At 66.4% G+C, this 26,554-nt stretch carries 18 protein-coding genes; 3 read left to right on the top strand and 15 right to left on the bottom strand.

Going from position 1 to position 26,554, the window contains the following annotated elements; genetic code table 11:
* Nucleotides 1-68: 68 nt before the first annotated feature.
* The 9 genes from ISF28_RS10305 to ISF28_RS10265 form a co-directional block, all read right to left on the bottom strand.
* Nucleotides 69-3,041: a TonB-dependent receptor gene (locus tag ISF28_RS10305; RefSeq protein ID WP_198117088.1), complete on the bottom strand. Its 2,973-nt coding sequence runs from the start codon at nucleotides 3,039-3,041 to the stop codon at nucleotides 69-71.
* Nucleotides 3,042-3,343: 302 nt separating this feature from the next.
* Complete coding sequence (gene tssH / locus ISF28_RS10300; RefSeq protein ID WP_198117087.1) at nucleotides 3,344-5,953, bottom strand: type VI secretion system ATPase TssH; 2,610 nt, start codon at nucleotides 5,951-5,953, stop codon at nucleotides 3,344-3,346.
* A gap of 28 nt (nucleotides 5,954-5,981) precedes the next feature.
* Complete coding sequence (gene tssG / locus ISF28_RS10295; protein ID WP_198117086.1) at nucleotides 5,982-7,061, bottom strand: type VI secretion system baseplate subunit TssG; 1,080 nt, start codon at nucleotides 7,059-7,061, stop codon at nucleotides 5,982-5,984.
* On the bottom strand, nucleotides 7,025-8,866 hold the full coding sequence (tssF, locus tag ISF28_RS10290) for a type VI secretion system baseplate subunit TssF (RefSeq protein WP_198117085.1): 1,842 nt from the start codon (nucleotides 8,864-8,866) through the stop codon (nucleotides 7,025-7,027). Before tssF ends, tssG begins: the two co-directional genes overlap by 37 nt.
* A 1-nt stretch (nucleotide 8,867) precedes the next feature.
* Nucleotides 8,868-9,362: a type VI secretion system baseplate subunit TssE gene (gene tssE / locus ISF28_RS10285; protein ID WP_198117084.1), complete on the bottom strand. Its 495-nt coding sequence runs from the start codon at nucleotides 9,360-9,362 to the stop codon at nucleotides 8,868-8,870.
* A gap of 15 nt (nucleotides 9,363-9,377) precedes the next feature.
* Nucleotides 9,378-9,872, bottom strand: coding sequence for an Hcp family type VI secretion system effector (locus ISF28_RS10280; RefSeq protein WP_198117083.1), 495 nt, complete (start codon nucleotides 9,870-9,872; stop codon nucleotides 9,378-9,380).
* A 47-nt stretch (nucleotides 9,873-9,919) separates the two neighbouring features.
* Nucleotides 9,920-11,419 (bottom strand): type VI secretion system contractile sheath large subunit, encoded by a 1,500-nt coding sequence (tssC, locus tag ISF28_RS10275; RefSeq protein WP_198117082.1) that lies wholly within the window; start codon nucleotides 11,417-11,419, stop codon nucleotides 9,920-9,922.
* A gap of 2 nt (nucleotides 11,420-11,421) precedes the next feature.
* The gene (tssB, locus tag ISF28_RS10270; protein WP_198117081.1) at nucleotides 11,422-11,925 is read right to left on the bottom strand and encodes a type VI secretion system contractile sheath small subunit; all 504 of its coding nucleotides are present in this window, start codon (nucleotides 11,923-11,925) and stop codon (nucleotides 11,422-11,424) included.
* Nucleotides 11,926-11,954: 29 nt separating this feature from the next.
* Nucleotides 11,955-12,563 carry an outer membrane protein assembly factor BamD gene (locus tag ISF28_RS10265; RefSeq protein WP_198117080.1) on the bottom strand — a complete coding sequence of 203 codons (609 nt, stop codon included), beginning with the start codon at nucleotides 12,561-12,563 and terminating at the stop codon, nucleotides 11,955-11,957.
* 319 nt (nucleotides 12,564-12,882) lie between these two features.
* Here ISF28_RS10265 and tssK point away from each other — a divergent pair, with 319 nt between their 5' ends.
* Nucleotides 12,883-14,235, top strand: coding sequence for a type VI secretion system baseplate subunit TssK (tssK, locus tag ISF28_RS10260; RefSeq protein ID WP_198117079.1), 1,353 nt, complete (start codon nucleotides 12,883-12,885; stop codon nucleotides 14,233-14,235).
* 16 nt (nucleotides 14,236-14,251) lie between these two features.
* Nucleotides 14,252-15,016 (top strand): type IVB secretion system protein IcmH/DotU, encoded by a 765-nt coding sequence (icmH, locus tag ISF28_RS10255; RefSeq protein WP_198117078.1) that lies wholly within the window; start codon nucleotides 14,252-14,254, stop codon nucleotides 15,014-15,016.
* A gap of 12 nt (nucleotides 15,017-15,028) precedes the next feature.
* On the opposite strand, the gene ISF28_RS10250 is transcribed toward icmH, so the two are convergent.
* The 3 genes from ISF28_RS10250 to ISF28_RS10240 form a co-directional block, all read right to left on the bottom strand.
* Complete coding sequence (locus ISF28_RS10250) at nucleotides 15,029-15,886, bottom strand: aldose epimerase family protein (protein ID WP_198117077.1); 858 nt, start codon at nucleotides 15,884-15,886, stop codon at nucleotides 15,029-15,031.
* A 121-nt stretch (nucleotides 15,887-16,007) separates the two neighbouring features.
* The gene (locus ISF28_RS10245) at nucleotides 16,008-17,210 is read right to left on the bottom strand and encodes a XylR family transcriptional regulator (RefSeq protein WP_198117076.1); all 1,203 of its coding nucleotides are present in this window, start codon (nucleotides 17,208-17,210) and stop codon (nucleotides 16,008-16,010) included.
* A 478-nt stretch (nucleotides 17,211-17,688) separates the two neighbouring features.
* Nucleotides 17,689-18,900 (bottom strand): helix-turn-helix domain-containing protein, encoded by a 1,212-nt coding sequence (locus ISF28_RS10240; protein WP_198117075.1) that lies wholly within the window; start codon nucleotides 18,898-18,900, stop codon nucleotides 17,689-17,691.
* Between the two features lie 447 nt (nucleotides 18,901-19,347).
* On the opposite strand from ISF28_RS10240, the gene ISF28_RS10235 reads away from it, so the two are divergent.
* A complete protein-coding gene (locus tag ISF28_RS10235; RefSeq protein ID WP_198117074.1) occupies nucleotides 19,348-21,462 on the top strand; it encodes a beta-galactosidase in 2,115 nt (704 codons plus the stop codon).
* A gap of 15 nt (nucleotides 21,463-21,477) precedes the next feature.
* On the opposite strand, the gene ISF28_RS10230 is transcribed toward ISF28_RS10235, so the two are convergent.
* From ISF28_RS10230 to ISF28_RS10220, 3 genes are read right to left on the bottom strand one after another with little or no spacing between them, the layout of a single operon-like run.
* Nucleotides 21,478-22,398 carry an alpha/beta hydrolase gene (locus tag ISF28_RS10230; RefSeq protein WP_198117073.1) on the bottom strand — a complete coding sequence of 307 codons (921 nt, stop codon included), beginning with the start codon at nucleotides 22,396-22,398 and terminating at the stop codon, nucleotides 21,478-21,480.
* Nucleotides 22,395-24,917: a glycoside hydrolase family 31 protein gene (locus ISF28_RS10225; RefSeq protein WP_198117072.1), complete on the bottom strand. Its 2,523-nt coding sequence runs from the start codon at nucleotides 24,915-24,917 to the stop codon at nucleotides 22,395-22,397. Before ISF28_RS10225 ends, ISF28_RS10230 begins: the two co-directional genes overlap by 4 nt.
* A 2-nt stretch (nucleotides 24,918-24,919) precedes the next feature.
* On the bottom strand, nucleotides 24,920-26,551 hold the full coding sequence (locus ISF28_RS10220; protein ID WP_229518986.1) for an alpha-L-fucosidase: 1,632 nt from the start codon (nucleotides 26,549-26,551) through the stop codon (nucleotides 24,920-24,922).
* Nucleotides 26,552-26,554 lie beyond the last annotated feature (3 nt).

Below are 26,554 nucleotides of genomic sequence, written 5' to 3'. Positions count from 1 at the left end.
TATTCCCCCCAAAAAAAACCGGCACGGCCGGCCGCGGATGCGGACGGTCGTGCCGGTGCTTGCCGTGATCAGAACTTGTAGCGCATGTTCAGGCTGAAGGCGCGGCCGTTGATGAAGTGCTGAGAATCGAGGCCAGTCTCGTAAGTCTGGGCTTCGCCGGAGAAGCGGAGGGGAGCTTTGTTGGTAAGGTTCCTCGCGTTAAAGGACAGCGTCATGTGGTCGTCCACGGCGTAGTTGAGCGAACCGTCCAGAATGCCGTACGCCGGCGTGTAGGTGTTGGACATGGGGGACGTCCCGAAGCCCCACGGCGTGTTGGACGAACGCCAGGTGTAGACCAGGCGGGCCGACAGCTTGTTGTCCTCATACAGGCCCGAGAGGCTGTAGCTGTTCTTCGAGAGGGCGGGCTGCTGCGTGGTGATCATATTCGGTGCCGCCGCGGTGCCAATGTTGACCGGGTTGGCGGAGTCGAGGTAGGTGTACGAACCGGACACGCCAAAGTGATTCAGCCAGCCCGCGCTTGGATCGAAGAACCACTGGCCCGCCACTTCGACGCCCTTGACCCAACCCTTTTCTGCGTTGACTTGCTGCTGCACACTCCATTTGCCGGCGTCACAGCCATTGAGCGTGGCGCCCGTATAGGCCGGCGTGAAGGGGACCGACTGGCAGCTGAGCACTGTGTTGAAGAAGCCGTCGATGTTCTTTCTGAACAGGGCGACCGACGTATAGTTCGTGGCGTTGAAATAGCGCTCGAACGACACGTCGAAACTGTCGGCCACCTGCGGACGCAGGTTCGGATTGCCCACCTTGAGCACACCGATGCCTCCGTTGCCCCGATCGATGTTGGGATTGATCAGGCCCGGGTCAGGACGGGTGATCCCGCGACCATAGCCGAAACGCACCAGGAAGTCCTTCATAATGTCATAGCTGACGTTCAGGGTCGGCAGTGCGTTGGTGTAGCTGTTCGTTTTGGTCTGCGTTGCCAGCGACGCGGTGGTGGGGTCCATGAGATTCGTGTACGCCGTGAGATCGGTGCGTACTACGCGCACGCCCACGTTACCCTTGATGCGCTCGTCCAGCGCGTTGAAGTCGGCGCTCAGCCATCCCGCCGTTGTGCTTTCCTTGTAGCCGCGGCGCTGATCGAGGGCCTCCGCCCAGCTGCCTTCCGCTGGAATGTTGGCACTCGGGAACTGATCTCGCACCTGGTTGCCCAGCAGGAGATCCGGGTTGTAGACCACATACGGGCTCGTGAACCCGGTCTTGCCCTGCATCCAGTTGGTGGGACCGAGCACCGTCTGGCCGGCCTTGCTGCTCACCGAGATCGCATTCGACCGGTCTGCCGCGAGGGGCTTGCCATCGGTGGTGAGGGGGAGGCCGAAACCGAAGTTCCTGTACTGGTCCTCCTGGGAAGCGTAACGCACACCGAACGACACGCGTGAGATGAACCCATCTTCAGGGGTGAAAGCACCACTCAAGACGGCGGCCTTCCCTTTATCATTCCACGACTGATGAGGGCCGTTGTTATACCAATTGAACACGAAATTCGACGGATCGGACACGCTCGGACCGCTGATGCCGAGTTGCTGCGGTTCGGTATTGGTCGCGCGGGTGACGTCCCAGGACGTGCCTGCCGCTCCAGCAAACTCGACGCGGCGATTGTCCTGCGTGCGGGATGACTTCAGATAGGACAAGTCGGCCTTGAGCGACAGGGCCGGGGTGGGTCGCCAATCGGCGCCGCCCGCGACGTTCCAGGTCTTGTAGGGAGAATGCTCGTCGCCGCCCCATGGACGCAGCTGGGTGTTCAGGAAGGTACCCGACAGGAAGCGTTTGGTGCTCAGCACATCATCGCTGCCGCCGTTAAGATTGCGGTTGGCCAGGCCTTCGGTCAAGGCGAACGGCGCCGTCTGCAGGTTGCGCACGTTGCCGCTACCGCCGGCGGTGCCCTGGTCGATCCAGATGAAACGATATTTCTGGTGGTACAGGTACTCGGTATCGTTGGCTTCGGTGTAGAAGCGCAGGGTGTTATTGACGACGTAGTCCGCCGCCAGGTTCAGCCCCTTGCGTTGGCGATGGATCGACTCCTGGAACAGGTTGGTGAACACGCCGGGCGTGGTGATGATGTTGCTGACCTGCTCCGGAGTCATACCGGCCGTGTTCGGCATGTTCGGGCCCACCGTGCCCGCCACCGGCAGGGTCGGGACCGGCGCCAGGTAGCTGATATCGCTTTTACCGACATAGCTCGACAGTGGCAGGGCCGGGTTGTTGCTGGTGTTGGCGGCGGCCATGTTGGCATACTCGGCACTGTCGGCGCGGACGATGCGGCGCAGGTCCGGCCCGCGGTTGGCAAGCATGCTGTCCGAACGATCGGCGGTCCTTTGATAGGCAACGCCCGCCAACACGCCAATGCTCGAACCGCCCCCGAGTTTGAAGCGGTTGGCCACCAGGCCGAACAAGTCCGGGTCGTATTTCTTTTCCAACTCGTTGTAGTTGACGCCGGCATTGAATTGCGCGGTAAATTTTTTGAAATCGCTGGATTTGCGCGTGCGGATATTGACCAGGCCGCCGATCCCGCCCTCCACGTGTTCGGCCGACGGGTTCTTGTAGACGTCCACCCCGGCAATCATCCCGGGAATCGCATCTTCGATGTTGAATTCGCGGCTGCCGGCGGTGAAATAGGCGCGGCCGTTGAGCTGGGCGGAGGTCAAGCCGGACAAGCCGCGAATCGTCAGGCCAGAGCCGTTGCCAGCGGGGGAGGCGGCTTGACCACCGTAGCGGTAGCCCGTCACGCCCGGAACCCGGGTCATCGTCTCGGCGACGTTCGCATCGGGCAGCTTGCCGATATCTTCCGCAGAGATCGAATCCACGACCTCCATCGTGTTCTTCTTGATGTCCAGGGCCGATTGCGCACTGGCACGGATGCCCGTGACGACGACGGTGTTGCTGTCCGGGGTCGCCTCCTGCGCCATTGCCTGCATGGCAAAGGCCTGGGACAGGGCCAGTGCGACCAGCGTCATGCGCGGGCCTGTGTAGTATTTCTGATTCATCTTCTTCTCCTCCAATAATCCGAGTCGTCTGGTGTCTTGATTGTTTTGTCGGGCTGCGGCCTGGGTGGGGCCGGCAGTTGTTTTAGATATCGATAACAATTGCGATTGGATTATAGGAGTTGACTGTGTAATGAAAGGAACTAATCCGCGTTATGATTTTTACTAATTACGTACAATTTGGCCTCCCATGCCCCGCAGACGGGGGCTTTGCTTGCCTGCGAGAACAGGAAGGCCGTGCCCGATGTTAACAAAACGCCACACCTGGCTTGGTATCGATATCTCCACCAGGGCGGCGCCGGCCGCTACACGATGTCGTAGGTGAAGTCCCCGTTCCCGTCCGCGCCCACGGCGATCCGTTCGATGGGCGCGCCCTCCGCCATCCGCGCCAGCACGGCTTCGGCGACCTGGGGCAGCAGCGTGCCGTTCAGGATGTTGTCGACGTTGCGCGCGCCTGAATCGACTTCCGTGCAGCGGGCCAGCACGGCGTCCACCAGCGCGTCGTCGTAGGCGAACGCCGCCTTGTGGTTCGCGGCCACGCGCCGCCCGATGCGCTCCAGCTTCAGTTCGATGATCCCCGCCAGCACGTCGTCCGGGATCGGATAGAACGGCACCACCTTCAGCCGGCCCAGGAACGCGGGCTTGAACTGCTTGACGAGGGCCGGGCGGATCAGCGCTTCCAGCTCGTCCGCCGCCGGCACGTCCTCGGGCGCCTGGTTCAGGCAGGCCTGCATCAAGGTGCTGGACGCGACGTTCGACGTGAGAATGATGATCGTGTTGCGGAAGTCGACTTCGCGGCCCTCCGCGTCGTCCAGCACGCCCTTGTCGAACACCTGGAAGAACAGCTCCAGCACGTCCGGATGCGCCTTCTCCACTTCGTCGAGCAGCACCACGCTGTACGGATTGCGCCGCACGGCCTCCGTCAGCACGCCGCCCTCGCCGTAGCCGACATAGCCCGGCGGCGAGCCTTTCAGGCCGGAGACGCTGTGCGCTTCCTGGTACTCGCTCATGTTGATGGTGACGAGCTTGCGCTCGCCCCCGTACAGCACGTCCGCCAGCGCCAGCGCCGTCTCGGTCTTGCCGACGCCGGACGGCCCCACGAACAGGAATACGCCCTGCGGCTTGTTCGGGTCGTCCAGGTTCGCGCGCGCGGTGCGCACGCGCTGCGCGACGGCCTCGATCGCATGCGGCTGGCCCAGCACGCGCGCCTCCAGCAGGTCGCGCAGGTTCAACACCGTGTGGATCTCGTCCTTCACCATCTTGCCGAGCGGGATGCCGGTCCAGCCGGCGACGATGCCGGCGACGACGTGGCCGTCCACCTGCAGCGGCACCAGCGGCGCCTCGCCCTGCACGGCCTGCAGTTCCGCGCGCAGGCCGCGCGCATCGACTGCCTCGCGGATGCGCTGGACGAGGTCCCGTTCCCGCTCCCAGCGCGCGCGCAAGGTCGCCAGTTCGTCCTCGGCGGCGCCGCGCGCGGCCAGCAGCTCGCCGAGGCGCGCATCGTGCGCGCCCTCCCCCGCCGCCTGCTCGCGCTCCAGCGCGGCCCGTTCCGCATCGAGACGCTCCAGCCGGCGCGTGAGGTCCTCGATGCGGGCCGGCGCCGCGTCGCGACCCAGCGCCACCTTGGCGCAGGCGGTGTCCAGCACGCCGATGGCCTTGTCGGGCAGCTGGCGGCCGCTGATGTAGCGGTGCGACAGGCGCACGGCTTCCGTGATGGCCTCGTCGTGGATGCGGACGTTGAAATGCTGCTCCATCAACGGCGCCATCCCGCGCAGCATGGCGCAGGCGAGTTCCTCGCTCGGTTCTTCCACTTTCACGACCTGGAAGCGCCGCGCCAGCGCCGGGTCCTTCTCGAAATATTTCTTGTACTCGCTCCACGTGGTCGCCGCGATCGTGCGCAGTTCGCCGCGCGCCAGCGCGGGTTTCAGCAGGTTCGCCGCATCGTTCTGGCCCGCCTGGCCGCCCGCGCCGATCATCGTGTGCGCCTCGTCGATGAACAGGATGATCGGGTGCGGGCTTTTTTTCACTTCGTCGATGGTGTTCTTGAGGCGGTTCTCGAACTCGCCCTTGACGCTGGCGCCGGCCTGCAGCAGCCCGAGGTCCAGCACGTGGATCTCCACGCCTTTCAGCACCTCGGGCACGTCGCCCTGCGCGACCCGCAGCGCGAGGCCTTCGACGACGGCCGTCTTGCCCACGCCCGCCTCGCCCGTCAGGATCGGATTGTTCTGGCGCCGGCGCATGAGGATGTCGACGAGCTGGCGGATTTCCGCGTCGCGTCCGATCACCGGATCGACCTTGCCGTCGCGCGCGCGCTGCGTCAGGTTCGTCGTGAACTGGTCCAGCGCCGGCGTCTTCGCGGCCTGTTCGCGCCGCAGCTCGCCCACCGGGTCGGCGCCTTCGTCCTGCACGGCCACCTCCGCGACCGCCGGCGCTTCGTCGGAGCCGGCCGTGACGTCGTCGAACTGGTGCTTGATGCGGTCCAGGTCGAACCGGGCGAACTGCGGCGACGCCCGGTGCGCCAGCTGCGACAGCTCGGGCGAATTCAACAGGGCCTGCAGCAGGTGGCCGCTGCGGATCGCGGCCTGGCGTCCCGCGCGCAGGTCGAGCGAGGCGATCAGCCACGCGTGCTCGAACAGCTTCGGCAGGCGCTCGGAAAACACCGGCGTGCGCGTGTTGCCGCTCTTGAAGCCGGCGATTTCCGCGTGCAGGTCGGCTTCGAGCCGTTCGAGCGAGACGTCGCAGCGGCGCGCGATGACGGCCACGTCGCAGGCCGGCTGTTCGAGCAATGCCAGCAGCAGGTGCTCGATGTCGACCTCGTACTGGCCGAGCGACACGCACAGGCCGGCCGCCCGCGTGGCGGCCGTGCGGCAGGCGTCGTCCAGTTTGCCGATCAGGGTTTTCAGGTTAATGCTCATCGAGTCTCCTAGAGTGGTGGGCACGCCGTCAGGCGGCATGGATGTCGTAATGGACGTCGGCGCGGTCGCGCGTTTGCGGGCCGTCGACGAGGAACCCGTCCCAGCCCAGGCGCGCGCCGGCCCGCGCATCGCCCAGCGCGACGCCGCGCACGTGCGACGCGCGCAGCACGAGCCGCACCTCGTATTCGAGGGACAGCCCGGTGAACATGGTGACCATGTGCGCCAGCGCGCGCGCCGCGCGGCCGCCCGGCAGGAACGATTCATAGGCCTGCAGGTCCAGCGGCCCGATGACGAGGCGCAGGCGCAGGTCGCGCTGCCACACGCGCGTGCCGGCCAGCGCGCCACCGCCCAGGGTGGCGTTGCCCAGGCCGAGCGCCGTCTGCTGGGCGGCGGGCACGTCGTACCAGCGGCCGACGAACTGTTCGGCGCGCACGTCCTGGCCGAAGTACTCGGACAGCACGCGCGCGATCTGCACGCCGGACGCGGGCCGCTGGCGCAGCGCGGCGGCGAAGTACGCGACGGATTCGTCCAGCACACCAGTGCCGTGGTCGGACAGGCGCCGCCGCAGCGACGCATGCCCCATTCCCGCCAGCGCCAGCAGCAGCGGCAAGAAGCCGTCCTTGCGGCCGCCGTATTTCAGCTCCAGCCGATATTTGCGCCAGGCCTCGTAGAACAGGGCCAGCGTGCGGTTGGAAAACGTGTCGAGGAAGGCGCGCGGGCCGTCGTCCCGTTCGGCGATCTGCTGCGCCGCCACGCGCTCCGTGTAATGGGCGGGCAGCGCGCCGCTCGAACCCAGCAGGCCCATGAAAGTGGGCGTCAGGCGCACGTAGCGCAGCTCGGACGACGCCAGCGCGGCGGCCAGCGCGGCGCTTGTCGGTGCGACGGCGCGCGGCTCCGGCTGCAGGGCCTCGATCTCGCTGGCCGGGAACGCGAGCGACGTCGAATTCGAAAAACGCAGGAAGTTCGGCAGCAGCCCGTCCTCCGGCATGCCGCGCCGGCGCAGCCACAGCTCGATCATGCGCACGGCCTGGAAATACTGGAAGCGGTACGGCTGCGCGAACAGCCGCTCGATTACAGCAGGCTCAAATCGCCGCTTCGTGGCGTGCATCGCAGCAGCTCTCCTCCGGTCTTGTTCGAAACGATCACGAGTTGCGTGAAGCTGTTGGCGTGCACGTACAGGCCGAGGAAGCGCTCGACGATGTGGGCGAACGCGTCGACGCCGCTGCCCACGAACGCCTCCTCGTCGATCGTCAGGCGCACCTCGATGCCGCGCACCATGCAGGCGAACGGATTGCCCGCCAGCCAGGCCGTCGCCGCGCGGTGCTCGACGGCGAGGACGCCGCCGATCTGGCGCTGCGACGCCGGGGAGCGCGGCAGGTCGTACAGCGCGAGCATCTCGCGGAACGCGGCGATGCCGCCGCCGGACAGCGACAAATGGTTCAGCGACAGGTGCGAGATCAGCCGCCAGTGCGCGCCGCGTCCCCGCTCGAAGCGGTACGACGGCGTGGGCTTGCGCAGGAAGCCGATGGATTGCACGGTCGACCCGCCCGCGAGGAACAGGTCGCCCCCGCGCACGCCGTACGCGAGCTGCGCGGGCAGGTCGCGGTTGGTGCACGTCAGTTCGATGCTGAGCGTGTCCGTTTCGACGTTGGCCGGATCGAAATCGATGTCGACGAGCGAGATCTGCGTCTCGTAGCCGGGGCTTTTCTCGGCCAGCAGTTCGTCGCGCCGCATGATCCAGTAATGCCCGCTCTTGTCCGGCGCCTGGCCGTGGCGCAGCGAATAGAAGGGCCGGAATTCGACGATGGATTCGCCCTGCGGCGTCTGGCGCACGAGGCGCACGCTGTCGATGGATTGCACTTCGAACGCGAAGGCGCGCCGCGCGTCCGCCAGCACCGGGTAGCTGGCCGTCGTGTGAGTCAGCCGGATCGGTTCGCCGCGCTGGCGGAACAGGTTCACGACGGGCGTGCAGCCCAGCAGCAGGTTCGTCGCGGACAGCGTGCCGAGCATGCGCGCCGCGTTCGAATCGGCGCGCAGGCCGGACAGCGCCAGGTGCAGCGTGATGGTGCGCGTCCCCTGCGGCAGCACGGCGGTCAGCGCGGCCAGGTCGATGTCGAAGAAGTTGAACTTCTCGGGGAAGCAAAAGTATTCGGTCAGCAGCCGGTACGCGGTGTGCGAGCGCGCCGGGAAATCGATCAGCGACTCGTCCTCGCCGAACCCCGCCGGGCGCAGCGGGATGGCATTCAACGGCATCCAGCGGCCGTTGCCGTCGGCCTCGACGTAGGCGCACACGGCGCGCATGAACAGGGCGTCGCGCAGCGCCGCGCAGAACGACGGTTCGCCGTCGATGAATACGCGCAGGCTCGCCAGTTTCAGTGCCGCGACCGGCGCGGCGCCCGTCGCGGACAGCGTGATCGCGAGCGCCGACGTGGCTTGCGGCGGCGGCCGCACGGCGTCGGGCGCGTCGAGGATGGCGTCGAAGCGGGCGCGCGCCAGCGCCAGCGGGGCCACCGTCACATCGTAGGCGGTGCGGAAGGTGCACGGCGCGCCGCGCACGGGACGCGTGGCGAGCTGCGTGCCGCGCGGGATGACGCCCGCGGCGCCGGGCTGCGCGGCGGCCGCGCCGAAGTCCATGCGCGCGATCGAGCAGGACGGAAACGGGCGCAGGTAGTGCGGGTACAGCACTTCGAACAGCGCCTCGGTGAATTCGGGGTAATCGTCGTCCAGGCGCTTGGCGATGCGCGAGTTCAGCAGGGCGAACGATTCGATCATGCGTTCGATGTGCGGGTCTTCGCACACCTCGCCACCGATCAGGAGCTTGCCGGCGATCTTGGGATAGCGTTCGGAGAATTCGCGCGCGTGGCGGCGCAGGAAGCCGAGCTCCTGCTCGTAATACGGTAATAACTGGTCCAACTCAGGCTCCCGGCACGGCCTGGCGCCGTGCCTTGCTGATCGTGTAATGCTGGCTGGAGGGCTGCAGCACGGCGTCGAAGTTCACCGGCTCGTGGGCCGCGCTCACGACCATCAGCGCGGTGATCGAAAAATTCAGCCGGTTGACGGCATCCTCGCGCAGCTCGAGCCGGGCCTGCACGTTGCGCAGGCGCGGCTCGTGGCGCGCGATCGCCGCCTCCAGGCTCTTGCAGATGAAGGCGCGGTCGTCGGTGCTCGACAGCGACAGGCCCGCGAAATCGTGCAGGCCGTACGCGACGATGGACCGCGCGCACTCGGGAAAGCGCCGCAATGCGTCCTGCGGCATCACGGCACGGGTATTCAGCAGCGCCTCGAGATCGCGCGCCACCGAATCCTTCATTTCCTCGAGCGACACGCGCGGCACGGTGCCCGCCTGGTTCTGGCCGGGTCTCTCGATGAGACGGTCGAACAGGCCGGGCGTGAAACCTTTGGCGGACATCGTGCCGGCGCGCGATCAGGCGGCGATCTTGTTGGCCGACAGGTCCCAGCCGCCCGACGTGTTACCGCCGGTGCCGCCGCCGACCTTCTGCTGGGTGTACTTCCACTTGACCTTGGAGTACTTCAGCGCCACGTCCTCGGTCAGGATGTTGCCCTGCTCGACGGCCGGCGCGACGCTGCTGATCAGGACATTTTCCAGCTCGATCTCGAAGTACTTGACGCGCTCGCCCTGGCCGTCGGCGCGCAGGAACTCGAACTTCGCCTTCGGGATGGTCTTGCCCGACGAGCAGGTTTGCAGCAGGATCGGCGTGGCCAGGTCGGCCAGCTTGGAGACGACGATGTCCTTGTGCTCGGTGCGCTCGGCCGTGTGGCCGCCGCCGGTCGACGCGGTGGCCGACTTCGGCTGCAGGACTTCCCACTGGACGCTCTTCACCTCGATCCAGTCCTTGTGCGTGGCATCGGCGGATTCGCCTTTGATGCCGTCGATTTGCAGGTAGACGTCGATTGCCATGTTGTTCTCTTCCTTTCAGGTTGTTGCGTTGATTGACTGCGGGTTGATCAAGAATTGGTCGATGCCGGGAGCTCCGCGACCAGACGGAGGGAAACCGATAGCTCGTCGAGCTGGAAATGGGGACGCAGGAACGACACCGCGCGGTACACGCCGGGCCGGCCCGGCACTTCCGACACCTGCACGCTCGCTTCGCGCAGCGGGAATTGCGCCTTCTGCTCCTGGCTCGCGTTGTCGTCGAGGAGCACGTACTGGGTCAGCCAGCGGTTCAGGAAGTCCTCGACGTTGGACGCCGCCGCGAAGCTGCCGATCTTGTCGCGCATCATGGCCTTCATGTAATGGGCGATGCGCGAGACGGCGAAGATGTACTGCAGCTGGGCCGACAGCACGGCGTTCGCGTTGGCCGCGTCGCTGGCGTACTTGCGCGCCTTCTGCGCCGACTGGGCGCCGAAGAACGCGGCGTAGTCGGTGTTCTTGCAGTGCACGAGCGAGATGAAGCCGAGGTCCGACAACTCTTTTTCGCGGCGGTCCGTGATGGCGATCTCGGTCGGGCATTTCAGGGCGATCTCGCCCTCGTCCGTCTTGAACGTGTGCGTGGGCAGGTTTTCGACGAGGCCGCCGCCCTCGACGCCGCGGATCGCCGCGCACCAGCCGTAGTCTTCGAACGCGCCGGTCAGCTTGGTGCCGAACGCGTAGGCGGCGTTGCACCACAGGTATTTGTGATGGTCGGTGCCGTCCACGTCCTCGACGAAATTGAAGCCTTCGGTGGTGGCGCCATCAAGCGGGTTGTACGGCAGGCGGCCGAGGAAGCGCGGCAAGGTGAGGCCGACGTAGCGCGCGTCTTCCGATTCGCGGAACGACTTCCATTTCGCGTATTCCACCGTGTCGAACACCTTCGACAGGTCGCGCGGCTTGCCGAGATCCGAATAGCTCTCCAGGCCGAACAGCTCGGGCGACGCGGCCGAGATGAACGGCGCGTGCGCGGCGGCCGCCACGTGCGACATCTGCTCGACGAAATACATGTCTTCCGGCTGGCGCGTGATCTCGAAGTCGCCCAGCAGCGCCCCGAACGGCGCGCCGCCGAAGGTGCCGAATTCTTCCTCGTAGACCTTGCGGAACATGGTGCTCTGGTCGAATTCGATGGCGCTCTGGAAGTCCTTCACCAGTTCGCGCTTGGTCGCGTTGAGCATCTTGACCTTGAGGTTCGGCCCCGTCGCCGTGTTCTTGACGAGGTAGTTCAGGCCCGTCCAGCTGGATTCGAGCTTCTGGAATTCCGGCGCGTGCATCACGGCCGACAGCTGGGCCGAGATCAGGCGGTCCAGCTCCGCCACGCGCGCGTCGATGGTGGCGGCCAGATTGTCGGATACGACGACCGTGCCTTCCATGACCTGCCCCACCAGTTCCGCGATCAGGTCGCGGGCGCGCGCATGCTCGGCGCTGGACTTGGCGACCTTGCTCTGCTCGACGATGCGGTCGAGCAGGTCGGCCTCCGGCGCGACGGTGTCGGTTGCGGTGTCGACCGCGAGGGCTGTGTTCTGGAGTGCGGACATGATCACGCTTTCGTCGTGGGCTGGCCGAGCTTGGCCATCGTTTCGGTGCTGTTCAACACGTCGTTGAGCAGGTCTTCGAGCTTGTCGTTGCCGGCCAGCTTGTTGCGCAGGTCCGCCAGCTTGGTGCGCGCCTCGAGCAGCTTCTTCAGCGGCTCGACCTGGTTCACGACGGCCTCGGGACGGAAGTCGTCCATCGAACGGAACGTCAGGTCGACGGCAAACTGGCCGCCCTCGCCGGTGAGTTCGTTGTTCACGCGGTACGCGGCGCGCGGCTCGATGCCCTTCATGACTTCGTCGAAGTTGTCGCGGTCGATGCCGACGAAGCTGCGTTCCTTCAGGCGCTTCTGCGGGACGTCCGAATTCCCGCCGAAATCGCCGACGACGCCGACGACCAGCGGCAGCTCCTTGTTCTCGATCGCGTCGCCGATCTCGACGTCGTACGTCATTTGCACGCGCGGCGGGCGGACTTTCTGCAGTTTTTTCTGCACACTGGAATTTCTGGACATGGGATTCCCCTTGGGTAGTAGCGGACTTGTTATTTCAGCGCGCCGAACGGATCGGCGGCGGACGCGCGGGCGGCGGCCTGCTTTACGCGCGCCTTGACGCGGCTCCTGGCGACGGGCTTCGGTGGCGGGATGGGCGCCGGCGGCGGGACCAGCACCTGCTCGCCCAGGCTCTCGCGCAGCAGCTTGGCCAGATCCTGCGATTCTGTCCGGATCGAGCCGGACAGATTGTTCTGCCGGCTCAGGTCGGCCAGCGCGCGCGTCGACAGGCGCAGGCCGCTGATGGCGATGATGCTGTTGGCCAGGCGGTCGTTCGGGTCGCGCACGAGCACTTCCTGGGCATTGACGATGGCTTCGCCGTACTGGCCGGCGTCGTAGCGGGTCTGGGCGATGCTGGACCACGGCGCCTTGTCGGCCGGGTAGGCGGCGGCCGCCTCCTTCCACAGCGCCACCGCGTCTTCCTTGCGGCCCGCGCCGCTGGCTTCATCGGCCTTGGCGAGCAGCTCGTCCATCGTCGGGGTCGGAGGCGGCGTCTCGGCCACCTCGGGCTTCTTCATCATGGCGCACGCCGAAAGCAGGATGGCGCAGGCGGCGGCGCCCAGGAAACGGCCGATGCGGCCGAGCGGAATTACAGCGATCATGCGGTCCTCGCAATTGTCAACAAATTGATGCAGAGCTATTAACTTTGTAAAACTTTTTTTATATTATCAGAAATGTTTTATTGATCAACCTCAATTTTATTTACAATCGTACGCGGGTCTCTGAGTAGTGAAATGCTCACCAATTCCCACTATTTCCCAGCACTCCCCTTCGTAACCGCAGAGAACTCACCATTGAAATCAAGAAATATCACGGATTGTCACAAAGAAAATTTGTGTCGAAATCGTGCGCACCATATCCGTAAGAAATGTTACTGTTCTGCCATTTTCATTTTCAGCGGCGCCAAGGGGTGAGCAACGCATGAGCGGCAAAATCTTATGGGGCGAGGGACTTTTCCTGCGCCCCCAGCATTTCCAACGGCAGGACCAGTACCACGAAGAGCGCCTGCATCGCACGGCGGCCCTGTTGCACCCGTATGCCTGGGGTGTGGGCGCGCTGCAGGTCGACCGCGACTCGCTGGCCAACGACACGCTGCGCCTGCTCGAGCTGTCGCTGCGCTTTCCGGACGGCGAGCTGTATTCGGCGCCGGGCGGCGACGACCTCCCGGACGCCATCGACCTGGGCCAGTTGCCGCAGTCGGTGCAGACCGTGACGTACCACGCCGCCCTGCCCGGCTTCAAACCGTACGGCGCCAATTTCAGCGGACACGAAACGAACGGCGGCGACGGGGCGAGCGCCGCGCGCTTCGCCCAGCTCGACCGCGACACGCCGGACCTGTACACGCAGGCCGCGAGCGCCCGGCTGACGTATCTGCGCAAGACGGTGCGCCTGGTCGCCGACGCGGAGCCGCTCGACGCCTACGTCCACGTGCCGGTGCTGCGGCTGCGCCGCGCGGCCACGGGCGGCTTCGAGCCGGATGCCGCGTTCGTGCCGCCCAGCCTCACGATCAAGAGCGCGCCGCAGCTGTTCCTGCAGCTGCGCCGCCTGCTCGACGCGCTGCAGGCCAAGGTGAGCGCGCTGTACGGCCACCACCGCGAGCCGAGCCGGCACGTGATCGAATTCCGCTCGGGCGACATGTCGTCGTTCTGGCTCCTGCACACGGCGAGCACGGCGTGCGCGACGCTGGCGCACTACTTCCACCATCCGTCGCTGCATCCGGAGCGGCTGTACGAACAGCTGCTGTCCCTGGCCGGCAGCCTGATGACGTTCTCGAAAAGCTGGACGCTGGCCGACCTGCCGCCGTACCAGCACGCCGACCCCGGCCCCGCGTTCGCGACGCTGTACCAGATCATCCGCGAACTGCTCGACACGGTGATCTCGTCGCGCTATTTCGCCATCGCCCTGCGCGAAGTGAAGCCGTCGTACTGGCATGGCATGCTCGACTCCGACAAGATCGACGACAAGACGACGTTCTATCTCGCCGTGGCGGGCGACATGCCGGCGAGCGAGCTGGTGGACGTCGTGCCCCTGCGCCTGAAGATCGGCGCGCCGGACGACGTGGAAAAATTCGTGCTGTCGGCGATGCCCGGCGTGCGCCTCGTGCACGCGCCGCAGGTGCCGGCCGCCGTGCCCGTGCGCCCGGACGCCGTCTACTTCGCCATCGAGGCCAAGGGCCAGATGTACGAACGCATGCTGCAGGCGCAGTCGATCTCGATCTACGTCCCCGGCAGCATGGCCGACGTGAAGCCCGACCTGGTCGCCGTGACCTCCTGAATCCGAGAGACTTCCCATGACCACCGCAACCGCACCTTCCCTCATCGCCGCCGGCACGCTCGCGCCGGCACAGGCCGCGCCGCAAACCTTGCTGGACCTGATGTACGACGGCTTCTACGCACTGTTCATGCTCAAGAACGGCAACGGTCCGCAGGACGACGCCGCGTTCGCGCGCAAGATGACGCAATTCCTCGACGACTTCGGCCGCAACGCGCGCCGGCGCAACGCCGCGCCGGACGACGTCGACGCCGCGATCTATGCGTTCTGCGCCGCGGTCGACGAGATCATCCTGCGCTCCGGCTTCGCGATCCGCGACGCGTGGGAACGCCGGCCGCTGCAACTGCAGCTGTTCGGCGACCAGCTGGCCGGCGAACATTTTTTCGAGCGGCTGGAACGGCTGCGCGAGCGCGGCAGCGCGCACGTGGAAGCGCTCGAGGTGTTCCACATGTGCCTTCTGCTCGGCTTCCAGGGCCGCTACATTCTGGAGGGGACGGAAAAGCTGAACTACCTGACGGCGCGCCTGGGCGACGAGATCGCGCACATGAAGGGCCGGCGCGGCGGCTTCGCGCCGCACGCGGAGCGCCCGGACCAGATCCGCCACAAGCTGCGCAGCGACCTGCCGTTGTGGGTGTTGTATTCCGTGTTCGGCCTGATCTGCGTGCTGGGCTATGCGGGACTGCGCACGTCGCTCGGGCGGACGAGCGAGGCGCGCATGAACGCGTACAGCGACGTCGTCAAGATGGCGCCGCGGGCGGCCAACCTGACCATCACCCTGCCCTGAATCGGCCCCGGATCAGCCCTGCAAGGAGAGGCGGTACACGGTCGTTTGCCGGTACACCTGCCCCGGATGGAGCATGACGCGCGGCCAGGCCGCGCTCATCAGCCCCGGGCGGGCGTGGGCTTCGACGCGGAAGGCGTCCATGCCCGGCAGCGTCCCGGGACCGCTGGTGAAGCGCACGGCGGCCTCGGTCGTGTAGACCTGCAGCCGGCGGCCCGAGGCCGGATCGAACACGCGCGCCACTTCGCGCAGGGCGCCCTGACCGCCGGCGAAGTGGTTGCGCACGCAGAAGCAGTGGTCGAAGCCGCCGGCGCGGTGGAGCTGGGTGTCGGTCCAGTGCAGGCGCGGGCCGATGGCGGCCGGGTGGCGGAAGTCGAACGGCGTGCCGCCCGCGGCGGCCACGCCGGCCGGCGTGCCGGCGGCCCCCGCTTCCTCGAAATAGTCGGCGTCGATCTGCACCATGTGGTCGGCCACGTCGGCCGCGCCGCCGGAGAGGTTGAAGCACGGCTGCGGCAGCGCCGCGAGCGGGATCGGGACGCCGGCCACGGCCTGGTAGTCGATCGTCAGGCCGCCGTCGTCGTCGAGCCGGTAATGGACCAGCATCCCGGCGCCGTCGCCGCCCGCCGTCAGCGCCAGCGAGACGACGCCGTCGGCCTGGCGCCCTTCCCAGCGGGCGGCGCGCCCGTTGGCCGGCCCGGGGGCATGCGCCTGCAGCACGTCGGCCATGCGGCCGTAGCGGTCGGGCGCGTGCCACGCGCGCAGCTGGGCGCCCCGCTCGCCTATCGTCACGGTCATGCCGGCCGCGTTCTCGAGCATGAACGAGCGTTCGCCGGCCAGAACGGCCGGGGCGCCCGGGATGATGTGGATCGTCATTGCAGTCTGGCTTCCCGATGTCGGATATGAAGCCATTCTCCCGGCCGGCGCACGGCCTTTCAAGTATGAAAATCACCAACGGGGCGAACGATTCTCGTTGACGCCCGCCCCGCCCCGACGTTCACGCGGCCGCGGTCATCCCCGGCCGCTCGCCCAGCGCGCGGTCGCGCCACGCGCGCGGCGTACAACCGAGTTCGCGCTTGAACACGAGGTGCATGTACTGGGTGGACGTGAAGCCGCAGCCCAGCGCCACGTCGGCGATGCTGCGCTCCCCGCTCTCCAGGCCCGCCTTGGCCGCTTCCAGCTTCGACTGCAGGATCATGTCGTGCACGCTGCAGCCCAGCTCCTGGCGGAAGTAGACTTCCAGCGACGAGCGCGACACGCCCACGTACTCGGCCACCTGGTGCGTCTTGATGCCCTGGCACGCGTACTGGCGGATGTAGTGGCAGGCCCGCATGACGTGCGGATGCTTGACGGCCTGGTAGCGGCTCGACGCCAGCACGTTGATGCCGGACGGCGGGACGAGGATGCGCGTGTTCGTCAGCCGCACGCCGTGCAGCATCTGTTCCAGCAGATGCGCCGCGGTGCGCCCCATCTCGTGCGCGCCCTGGATCACGGAACTGAGCGGGATGCGGGTCAGCATCCGCACGAGGGGGTCGTTGTCGATGCCGATCAGCGCGACCTGCTCCGGCACCGAGATGCCGGCGATGGCGCATGCCTGCAGCAGCTGGCGCGCACGCGCGTCCGTGACGGCGATGACGCCGACCGGCTTGGGCAGGCTGCGCAGCCATTCGATCTGGCCCTGGACTGCACTGTCCCACGACGCCGCGCTCGTCGCGCAGCCGCGGAAGATCTCCGCCTCCATGCGGTCGTCCGCCATCAGGCTGCGGAACGCCCGCTCGCGTTCCTGCGCCCAGCGGCATTCCTGCGCCTCGGGGAGGCTGAACATGGCAAAGCGCTGCAGGCCCACGTCGATCAGGTGGTCGCGGGCCAGCTTGACGAGCTTGTTATTGTCCGTCGCCACGTACGGCACGCCGGCCGGGTACGCGGCGTCGTCCGCGTAGGAGCCGCCCACGGCCACGACGGGCACGGAGCAGCCGGACATGGCCCTGGCGACGGCCGGGTCGTCGAAATCGGCGATCACGCCGTCGCCCTGCCAGCGGTCCATGCCGGCCAGGCGCAGGCGAAAATCCTCTTCGAGGAATAAATCCCAGGCCACGCGGGTACCGCCCAAATGGGCCGCGATACCGGCGATGACTTCGCGGTCGAAGGTTTTATTTCCGTTGAACAGCAGCGCGATACGATAGGCTTTCGTCGTCTTCATACGAATCTCCGCCTATTCGCCAAACGACGCCGCCAACGACAGAGTGCGTGGCTGTGCGGTTTTCGAATTCAAAAACATGGGTCGTCTCCCTGTGATGCCTTTTTTGTTTTGTTTTAATGCCGGGTTATATCTCCCGGCTTTAGGTGTTTTATATTTAAAAAACAAAATGTGAAATGGGACCACGCCGGAATATGCGACGCGCAAGCGCGGGCCGGAGCATTGCAGATTCGGAAGAAGAAGAATCGAAACGTCGCAATCGCGAGAACATGTCGCTCATTGCGAGCGTGCGACTGGAATGAGTTGGACACGGGGCATGCACGGTCATGGATCGGTTCCTCGTAGCGTGGACCGGGGCGCCGGTGGCGGCCCCTTCAGCTCAAGGATAGGTCGCCGCCCAACAGCGCCTATAACGCCCAGAAGGCGATTTCTTTCACCGTGCAGAAAGTACGATCAGTTTTGTAAGGAGTTGAAGGCTTGATCAGGCGCTCCCCACCTTTTCGGTCGCCGCCTGCTCGAAGAGGCCCCGGCCGGCGATCGACGCCGGCGCCATCGTCCGGAACGTCTTCGGCGTACAACCGTACTCTTCCTTGAACAGGCGGTTGAAGTAGGAGACGTTGGCGTAGCCGACGGAATACGCGATTTCGGCCACGGTCGCGGCGTTTTTTTCCGTCAGCAGGCGCGCCGCTTCCGTCAGCCGCAATTTGTTCAGATAACCGGTGAATGTCATGCCGAGTTCCGTCTTCAGCACGTCGTTGACCTTGTTCCGATTCGCGCCGGTGCCGGCCACCACGCTTTCCAGATCCAGTTCCGGATTCGTGTAATTCGTCGCGATGAATTTCAGCACGGACGCCTTTTCTTCGTCGCGATACGGCGCGACGGTCAATTGACGATACGCGACCAGCGGTAAATCCTTTTTCAGCTTGGCATTCAGGCTGGCGGCCAAGGTGCGCGTATGCGTCCGGAAAAACCACACGCCGAACAGAATCCAGCCGGCCAGCAGAATCACGATGAGCGCGGCGATATAGCGATAATCGTGTCCGCGCAATTTGATATTGCTGATTTCCACGCGTACATCGGTATCGAAGTGCGCCTGCAAAGTCGATCCGAAGGAAAACTGCGCCACCTTGTCCAGTTTGTAATCCCGGGACGCGAGGGGTAGCTTCATCACGGAAAACCACCAGCCGGGCATGGTCAGCCGCCGTATGTCGAGCGACACGGGCACGCCGTGCTCGTTGCAAGAAAAATAAGTGCCGGGCGACCGGTAGGTGAGGAATTGGCCGGGGACCGAGATCTTGTCGTCGAAGACCGTCATCCCCAACAACATCGGATCGGCGGGGGTGCAGCGGGCGACGAACGTGATGGTGTCGTATTTGCGCAGATCGACCGTGGCCAGGTTGCCCTTCGCATCCTTCGCCATGAACCGCGCCCCGGCGAAGGGGTATTTGCCCACTTTCGTCAGCCTGTAGTCGAACGACAGCATGCCGGGCCCGGACTTGCGCAGCTTGCTGGTCGACGTGCCGTCCTGCGCGCTGTCCGCGGTCGTGACCGCCTCCCAGCGCACGCCGTCGCGCAGCCACGGCGACAATGTGTAGGTCGGCTGGCTGAGGAAAATGAACAGGATTGCGATCAGCGCATCCACGACCAGTAGCGCGATCAGGACGAGCAGCGACTTCTTGTAAAACTCTTGCATGGTCGTACGGCCGGTTGTTGATCTCCACGCACCGCCTGTGCGGCGGCGCATGCCGCGATCATAACAGGGCGGCGGGCGCCGGCGAAAAAAAAGGGGCGGCCCAGGGCCGCCCCGTAAAACCTACCATGCCAGGCGGTAGGAGACTACACGGTGCCGGGGTTGCGAACTTGCGGTTCGCAACCCCGTGGAAATCGATCTGCAGCGCCTGCCGTGTGCGACCGCGTCGTGCGTGTCGTGCCGGCGTCATTACGCTGCTGATCGCCATTGTCGGAGCCCTGCCGCGCCGCCGCAATTGTGAAAACCGCCAGCGGCAACTATGAAATTGCACAGCGCCCCGCCCTGCGACAAATCGTTCGCGCGGCAGACGAATTTAGTAATTGCGCCGCACTGCCGCGACGCGTCAAAATGGCTTACTGTCCACACTTGTATCCATAAGAAAGGTAACGAATGTTCATACGGAGACTCCTCCCGCTCGCGCTGGCGTGCGCACTCGCGGGCGGCGCGTGCCCGGGCGCGGCGGCCGCGCAGCCGGATTTCCCGACCGTCCTGTACGGCGCAGCCTACTATCACGAATACATGCCGTACGAGCGGCTGGACAAGGACGTCCAGATGATCAAGGCGGCCGGCTTCAACGTCGTGCGCCTGGGCGAGTCCACGTGGAGCCTGTGGGAACCGGAAGACGGACGCTTCGAGTACGCGTGGATGGACCGCGTCGTCGACGCGATGGGCAAGGCCGGCATCAAGGTCATCATGGGCACGCCCACCTACTCGATCCCCGCGTGGATGGCGCACCAGCATCCGGAGATCCTGGCCACGCGGTTCGGCGGCGCCAAAAACACCTACGGCATGCGCCAGAACATGGACACGGACGCCCCGGCCTACCGCTTCTACGCCGAGCGCCTGATCCGCCGCATCGCGGCCCATTACAAGGACAATCCGAACGTCATCGGCTGGCAGGTCGACAACGAGACCGGCAGCTACGGCGCCGCCAACGACGACGTCTTCATCCGCTTCCAGCACTACCTGGAAAAGAAATTCGGCACGCCGGAAAACCTGAGCCGCGCCTGGTTCCTGAACTACTGGGGCCAGAACCTCCACACCTGGGAAGACCTGCCCCGTCCGGACGGCGCGCAGAGCACGGGCTACAAGCTGGAATGGTCGCGCTGGAGCCAGATGCGCGTCACCGACTTCCTGCATTGGCAGGCGCAGCTCATCCGCGAGTGCGCGGGTCCGCGCCAGTTCGTCACGCACGATTTCGCCGGCGCCCTGCACGCGGACGTGAACGAGGAAGCCGTCGCGCGCGGCCTCGACATCCCCGGCGTGAACGTCTACCACTGGGGCACGCAGGACCAGTACAACGGCGCCGACCAGAAGCTGCAGGAGGACTTCACGCGCTCGCTCAAGGGCGGCAACTTCCTCGTCACGGAAACGAATGCGCAGACGACGGACTGGAGCTCCTCGTTCCAGTACCCGCCGTACGACGGCCAGTTCCGCGAGGATGTCTACACGCATCTGTCGAACGGCGCGAACATGGTCGAGTACTGGCACTGGGCGTCGATCCACGCGAACCAGGAGACGTACTGGAAAGGCGTGCTCTCGCACGACCTGGAGCCGAACCGCGCGTACGCCGAGATGAGCCGCACCGGCCGCGAGCTGCAGAAGATCGGCTCGCGCCTGGCCGGCCTGCGCATCCATAACGACGTGGCGATCCTGTGGAGCCGCGATTCGCTCAACGCCGTCAACGACATGCCGTTCGCGAAGCAGACGCAATGGGGCGCGGCCGGCAGCCATGCCGACTACGGCTCGCAGGTGCGCCAACTGCACCGCGCGCTGTACGACCTGAACGTCGGCACCGACTTCGTGTTCGCGGACACCCCCGACCTGTCCGCGTACAAGGTGCTGATCGTGCCGATGCTGTACGTGGCGGACGACGCGCTGCTGCAACGCATCTCGGACTACGTGCGCAAGGGCGGCCACGTCGTGATGACGTTCAAGAGCGGCTTCACGAACGAGAACGCCGCCGTGCGCTGGACGATGGCGCCCGGCCCGCTGCGCCAGATGCTCGGCTTCCACTACCAGGAATTCTCGAACCTGGCGCAGCCGCTCGCGCTCAAGGGCGACCCGTTCCAGGCCGGCGCTGACAACAAGGTGCAGTACTGGGCCGAGTTCCTGCAGCTCGACACCGCGAAGGCCCTCGCCTGGTACGACCACCCGTTCTTCGGCCGCTGGCCCGCCATCACGACGAACCGGTACGGCGCCGGCGAAGCCGTCTACGAAGGCACGTATTTGTCGGACAAGCTGCAGAAGGCCGTGCTGCAATCCGTGCTGCGGGACCAGGGCCTGATCGGACCGGACCAGCAGCTGCCGCCGCACATCCAGGCCCGCGCGGGCGTGAACCGCTTCGGCAAGACGATCCGCTACTACTTCAATTACTCGGGCGCGCCCGCGACGTTCACGTACCGCCACAACGCGGGCACCGACCTGCTGACGGCGCGCGCCGTGAAGGGGGACGAGACGATCACCCTGGCGCCGTGGGATCTCGTCATCGTCGAAGAGAAGTAGAAGTAGAAGTAAGACTCAACGGAACAGCAGCTGGGCGTAGTGGTAGAGGTTTTCCGCCCAGCTGTCGCGGTCGTGCGAAAAGCCGTCCACGTTCCACACGTGGGCGACGCCGCGCGCGCGCAGCTGGCGGTGCACGCCCTGCGCGACGTTGATCAGCCCATCGCGGTTGCCGCACGACAGGTACAGGAGCTTCAGCTTGTCCTTCGCCTGCGCCGCCTCGCCCGCCAGCTTCGCCGGGTCCTCCGTGTTCGGGGCGGGCGAAAAACCCGCCACCCATGCGAACGTGTCCGGATGCCCGAGGCCGAAGTTCAGCGCTTGTCCGCCGCCCATCGACAGCCCGCCGATCGCGCGGTGGGTCCGGTCCGCCTGCGTCGGATACGCGGCGTCGACGGCGGGGATCAGCGAGTCCAGCAGGTCATGCTCGAAGCGGGCGAAGCCGGCCGCGTTTTCCTGCGTGAAGACCTTGTCGGGCGGCGGCGAGCGGTCGTCCGGCAGCGCGCGGCCATTCGGCATAACGACGATCATCGGCACGATCTTGCCGGCCGCCAGCAGGTTGTCGAGGACCTCGTTGGCGCGCACATAGCCGCGCCATTCGTCCTGGTTGCCGCCGATGCCGTGCAACAGGTACAGCACCGGATAGCGGCGGTTCTTGTCGAAGCCCGCCGGCAGCCACACCATCGCGGTGCGGCGCTTGCCGGTGACGGCGGAGTCGTACGTGAACGGCTCCACCTTGCCCTGCGCGATGCCGGCGTGCGCGTCCGCGAAGCCCGCGGGCGGCGGCGCGAAGGCGCGCACGTCGTCGGCCGCGAGGACGACGGGACGGGCGAAATTGGCGCGTGCCCGGTCCGCGTTGACCTCGCGGTCCTGCGCATGCGCGCAAGCGCCGAGGGCGCACAGAACGGCAGCCGTCAAGGCCGATGCAATGTGGAGTTTCATGATTCGGGTCCCGAAAATGGCGGCGCCGCGACCGGGGCCGGCGCCATGGTGGATGATGTTGCGACGATCACGGCGCGGCCATCGTACGTCACGTCGGCCGGCTTCCCGTCCCGTCCCACGACGACGACCTTGAAACGGCGCCGCGTCTTCATGCCGGGGAACGTCCCGCTGCGCGCCCCTATCGTCAGCTTACGCGCCGCGTCGTCCCATCGCATCCTGGTGAGGGCGTATTCGCCCCGCTCGTAGCCCCAGCCCTCGCCCGCGTCCTCGTAATACGTGTAATCGCCGTCGGCGCCCGGATAGATCCGCAGTTCGACCGGCGCGTCCGGCCGTTCCGACGCGTACTGCACGGCAGGCCCCATCGGCACGATGGAACCGGCCTTCACGTGCACCGGGATGCGGGAAATCGGCGCGGCCACCGTGACCGTGCGGCCGCCGTCCAGGCGTTCGCCCGTCCAGAAATCGAACCACGTGCCGGCCGGCAGATACACGTCGCGGGTGTGCGCCGCGCCCTCGATGGGCGTCGAACCGGCCGCATAGTACGTCGGCGCCGTCACCGGGCTGACCATGATGCCGTCGCCGAACAGCATCTGCGTCTTGAGGTCGCGCGTCCGCGGATCGTCCGGAAACGCGAACGCCACCGGACGGATGAACGACGCGCCGCGCAGGTGCACGAGGCCGGCCTGCGCATAAATCGCCGGCAGCAACCGGTAGCGCAGTTGGATGGCGGCCACGATCGCGTCGTAGAACGGCGTGCCCGGCGCGCCGAAGTGCCAGGGCTCGCGCGGCGTGTCCGTGCCATGGCTGCGGAACATGGGGAGGAAGGCGCCGAACTGCAGCCAACGCGTGTACAGCTCGCGATATCCCAGGTCGGCGGCGCCCTTGTCGTAGTCGCCGTCCATGAACCAGGGCCGGCCGCGGGCCGTGAAGAACGCGCCGATGTCGAAGGTGACGTACGGGTTGCCCGAAGCGCTGTAGCGCTGGACCGCCGCCACCTGCTGCGCGAACACGGACCATTTGGCCGCGATGTCGCCGGTCCAGGCGACGGCGCCCGCCGCCTGGCTGCCCGGATAGGCGGACCGCGTCAGGTTCACGAGACGCCTGTCGGGCGCCTGCCTGCGCCAGTTGCGCATGAAGTTCTGCGCATCGACGAGCGCGTAGGCATTCAGGTATTGCGGATCCATCACGCGCGCCAGGCCGGCGACGTTGATCTCGTCGGCGCGGTCCGAACGCTTCGGGTCCCATGTCCAGTCGGCGACTTCCGGCTCCGTCGAGTCGCACCACCACGCGTCGATGCCGTAACGGCCCAGGTACTTCCACACGTTGCGGAAATACACGGCCGCAGCCTCGGGCCGGAAGAAGTCGACGTACGGCGTGCCGCCGCTCAGATAGCCGCCCTCCTTCAGCTCCTTGCCGGGCGCATCGAGCGGGCTCGGATTCGGCCAGATCGAGATCATGACGTGCGCGTTCAGGTCGTGCACGCCCTTCGTCATCGCCGCCAGATCGGGATAGCGCGCCGCTTCCGGCACGGGGCTGCCCCAATGATCCGGTGTCCAGTAATTCCAGTCCTGGACAATGAGGTCCAGGGGAATCCGGCGCCGGCGGAACGCCTTCACCGTGTCGACGACTTCGTCCTGCGTCTTGTAGCGCTCCTTCGACTGCACGTAGCCGTACGCCCAGCGCGGCAACATCGACGCCGCGCCCGTCAGCTGGCGATAGCCGGCGATCGCGCCATCCATCGACGGCCCCAGGATGAAGTAGTAATCGAGATCGTCCACGACGTCGCTCGTGACCGCCGTCCCCGCCTTCCCATCGTCGAACGTCATCGCGCTGTACGTGTCGAACAGGACGCCGTAGCCGCGCGTCGACACGACGAACGGGATGACGATGCGCAGATTGTGCTGGTACAGCCGCTTGGTCTTGCCGCGCAGGTCCAGGTCCGCCGTCTCGTCGAAGCCCAAGCCGTACAGGCCTTCGTCGTCGCGCAGGCGGAAGCGCGCCGTCGCCTTCCACGCGTCGCGGTCCTTCTTCTGGACATATTGTCCGGCCACCTGGCGGTCGCCGTCGACGGTCTTGACGATGGACACCGTCGCCGGATCGGGCGCCGACTCGAGCACGGCGACCCGTTCGAACGCGCGGGGCGCCGCGGCGTCCTCGCGCAGCAGGACCGCGCCGGCAGCGTCGCGGAACTCGAGCGCGCCGGTCGCCCGGTTCACCGCCACGCTCACCTGCGCCGAGCGCACGACGCGGGCGCCGTCTTCATCGCTCGCCACGACGGGGCCCGGCCGCTCGGCCACCCGCGCCAGCATCGGGTGCGCGGCCGACGACCAGTCCTCGTTGCGCGTGGCCGCGACGTGCACGATGCGGTCGGTGACGAACGTGACCTTCAGACGGGTGTCGTCCACCCGGTACTCGATGCCCCGGGCGGTCTCATGGACGTCCCGGATCGCGCCAAGCGCGGCGTGTTGGCACAGGATCAGCACGCACGCCGCGAGCGCCCGAACCACGCGCCGCGTCATGCTCAGGCGACTTTCAGCGCGATCGCATACGGCAGCGCGGCCCGATCGCGCGGCAGCGTCACCTGCAGGCCGGCTTCCGTCTGGCGGAACGCGAGCGTGCCGCCGCCCAGCAGTTCGACGCGCGACACGGCTTTCTTGAGGTGCGCGCCGCCGGCACGCATCGACTTGATGGTCACGATGCCGTTGTCCGGCCAGCCCATCACGAACGCGTACACGGCGTCCTTGCCGGCCGTGAAGCGGATGTCCGCGGCGGAGAACGGCTTGCCCTTGCCCTCGTTGAAGCCCGGACCGGACAGCGGCGCCGACGCCTCCTCCATCACCGGCCCTTCGCCCAGCGTCGACCACGGACGCGAGTCGTAGATGCCTTCGCCGTTCACGGCCATCCAGCGCCCGATCTCCTCGACGATCGCGCGTTCCTGCTCGTCGATGGTGCCGTTGCCGCGCACCGGCACGGACAGCAGCAGGTTGCCGTTCTTGCTGACCACGTCGATCAGCGTTTGCACGACGGTCTTCGCGCTCTTGTAGCTCTTGCTGTCGTAGATGCGGCGGTCGTAGTGCCAGCCGCCGATGCAGGTGTCGGTCTGCCAGGGCAGCGGCTCGATCTTGTTGCTCTGGCCCCGTTCGATGTCCCACACCATGGAACGGCGCTGCACCTCGTCGAGGATCTTGCCGAAGACGACGACGTCCAGGTTGCCGCGCTTGGCGACGCTGCGGTTGTACATGTGCGCGGCCAGGCGCGTGCCGATGTCGCTGACGGGCCACAGCGGCAGCACCGTGTCGTCGTAGTAGACGAGGTCCGGGTCGTAGTTGTCGATCAGGTCCACGGTGCGGTTGTACAGCTTGTCCGCATAGGCCTGGTCCGGCCGGACCACGCCGCCGCCCCACGCCCAGCGCTCTTCGGTGGTGCCGCCCGGTTTGCTGACCGGGTGGTTCTGCGCGTACAGCGCCTGCGGATCCATCCCTTCCCACCATTGGCCCTTGCCGTCGGCCTTGCGCAGGCGGCCGTCGTACGGCACGCCGGCCAGCGGGCCGGTCTTGTCCGCGCCCTGCGCCGGCTCGTACCACGACCACGCGTGCGCCGCGTGCACGCTCACGCCGAAACGCAGGCCGTGCTTGCGGGCGGCGTCGCGCCAGCCGCCGATCAGGTCCTTGCGCGGACCGATCTTCGTCGCGTTCCACTCCGGCTGGTAGCGGCTGTTGAACAGGTCGAAGTTGTCGTGGTGGTTGGCCAGCGCGAAGAAATAGCGCGCGCCCGCCTTCTTGTACAGGCCCACGAGTTCGTCCGGATTCCAGTCCGCCGCCTTCCACTCGCGGATCACGTCCTTGAAACCGAATTTCGACGGGTGGCCGTACTTGGCCAGGTGGTATTTGTAGTGGGAGCCGCCCTGCTCGTACATGCCGCGGGCGTACCAGTCGCCGTGCTCAGGCTCGCACTGCGGGCCCCAGTGCGCCCAGATGCCGAACTTCGCGTTGCGGAACCATTCGGGGGTCTCGTATTTGGACAGCGACGGCCAGGTCGGTTCGAACGGGCCGGTGGCCATCGGCAGACGGGTGCCGGCCGCGCCGGCATAGGGGGCCACGGCGAGCGCCGGTACGGCGGCCGCCAGGTGCTGCAAGAGTTCACGTCGTTTCATCTG

It is taken from the genome of Massilia rhizosphaerae, from assembly GCF_016093545.1.
GTDB lineage: Bacteria > Pseudomonadota > Gammaproteobacteria > Burkholderiales > Burkholderiaceae_D > Telluria > Telluria rhizosphaerae.
This window is presented reverse-complemented; position numbering and strand designations above follow the sequence as displayed.

What these genes read in the sequence shown, in the direction of transcription:
- ISF28_RS10305 (WP_198117088.1), bottom strand. Translation starts at nt 3,041, where the DNA reads ATGAATCAGAAATACTACACAGGCCCGCGCATGACGCTGGTCGCACTG.
- tssH (WP_198117087.1), bottom strand. Translation starts at nt 5,953, where the DNA reads ATGAGCATTAACCTGAAAACCCTGATCGGCAAACTGGACGACGCCTGC.
- tssG (WP_198117086.1), bottom strand. Translation starts at nt 7,061, where the DNA reads ATGCACGCCACGAAGCGGCGATTTGAGCCTGCTGTAATCGAGCGGCTG.
- tssE (WP_198117084.1), bottom strand. Translation starts at nt 9,362, where the DNA reads ATGTCCGCCAAAGGTTTCACGCCCGGCCTGTTCGACCGTCTCATCGAG.
- ISF28_RS10280 (WP_198117083.1), bottom strand. Translation starts at nt 9,872, where the DNA reads ATGGCAATCGACGTCTACCTGCAAATCGACGGCATCAAAGGCGAATCC.
- tssC (WP_198117082.1), bottom strand. Translation starts at nt 11,419, where the DNA reads ATGTCCGCACTCCAGAACACAGCCCTCGCGGTCGACACCGCAACCGAC.
- tssB (WP_198117081.1), bottom strand. Translation starts at nt 11,925, where the DNA reads ATGTCCAGAAATTCCAGTGTGCAGAAAAAACTGCAGAAAGTCCGCCCG.
- ISF28_RS10265 (WP_198117080.1), bottom strand. Translation starts at nt 12,563, where the DNA reads ATGATCGCTGTAATTCCGCTCGGCCGCATCGGCCGTTTCCTGGGCGCC.
- tssK (WP_198117079.1), top strand. Translation starts at nt 12,883, where the DNA reads ATGAGCGGCAAAATCTTATGGGGCGAGGGACTTTTCCTGCGCCCCCAG.
- icmH (WP_198117078.1), top strand. Translation starts at nt 14,252, where the DNA reads ATGACCACCGCAACCGCACCTTCCCTCATCGCCGCCGGCACGCTCGCG.
- ISF28_RS10250 (WP_198117077.1), bottom strand. Translation starts at nt 15,886, where the DNA reads ATGACGATCCACATCATCCCGGGCGCCCCGGCCGTTCTGGCCGGCGAA.
- ISF28_RS10245 (WP_198117076.1), bottom strand. Translation starts at nt 17,210, where the DNA reads ATGAAGACGACGAAAGCCTATCGTATCGCGCTGCTGTTCAACGGAAAT.
- ISF28_RS10240 (WP_198117075.1), bottom strand. Translation starts at nt 18,900, where the DNA reads ATGCAAGAGTTTTACAAGAAGTCGCTGCTCGTCCTGATCGCGCTACTG.
- ISF28_RS10235 (WP_198117074.1), top strand. Translation starts at nt 19,348, where the DNA reads ATGTTCATACGGAGACTCCTCCCGCTCGCGCTGGCGTGCGCACTCGCG.
- ISF28_RS10230 (WP_198117073.1), bottom strand. Translation starts at nt 22,398, where the DNA reads ATGAAACTCCACATTGCATCGGCCTTGACGGCTGCCGTTCTGTGCGCC.
- ISF28_RS10225 (WP_198117072.1), bottom strand. Translation starts at nt 24,917, where the DNA reads ATGACGCGGCGCGTGGTTCGGGCGCTCGCGGCGTGCGTGCTGATCCTG.
- ISF28_RS10220 (WP_229518986.1), bottom strand. Translation starts at nt 26,551, where the DNA reads ATGAAACGACGTGAACTCTTGCAGCACCTGGCGGCCGCCGTACCGGCG.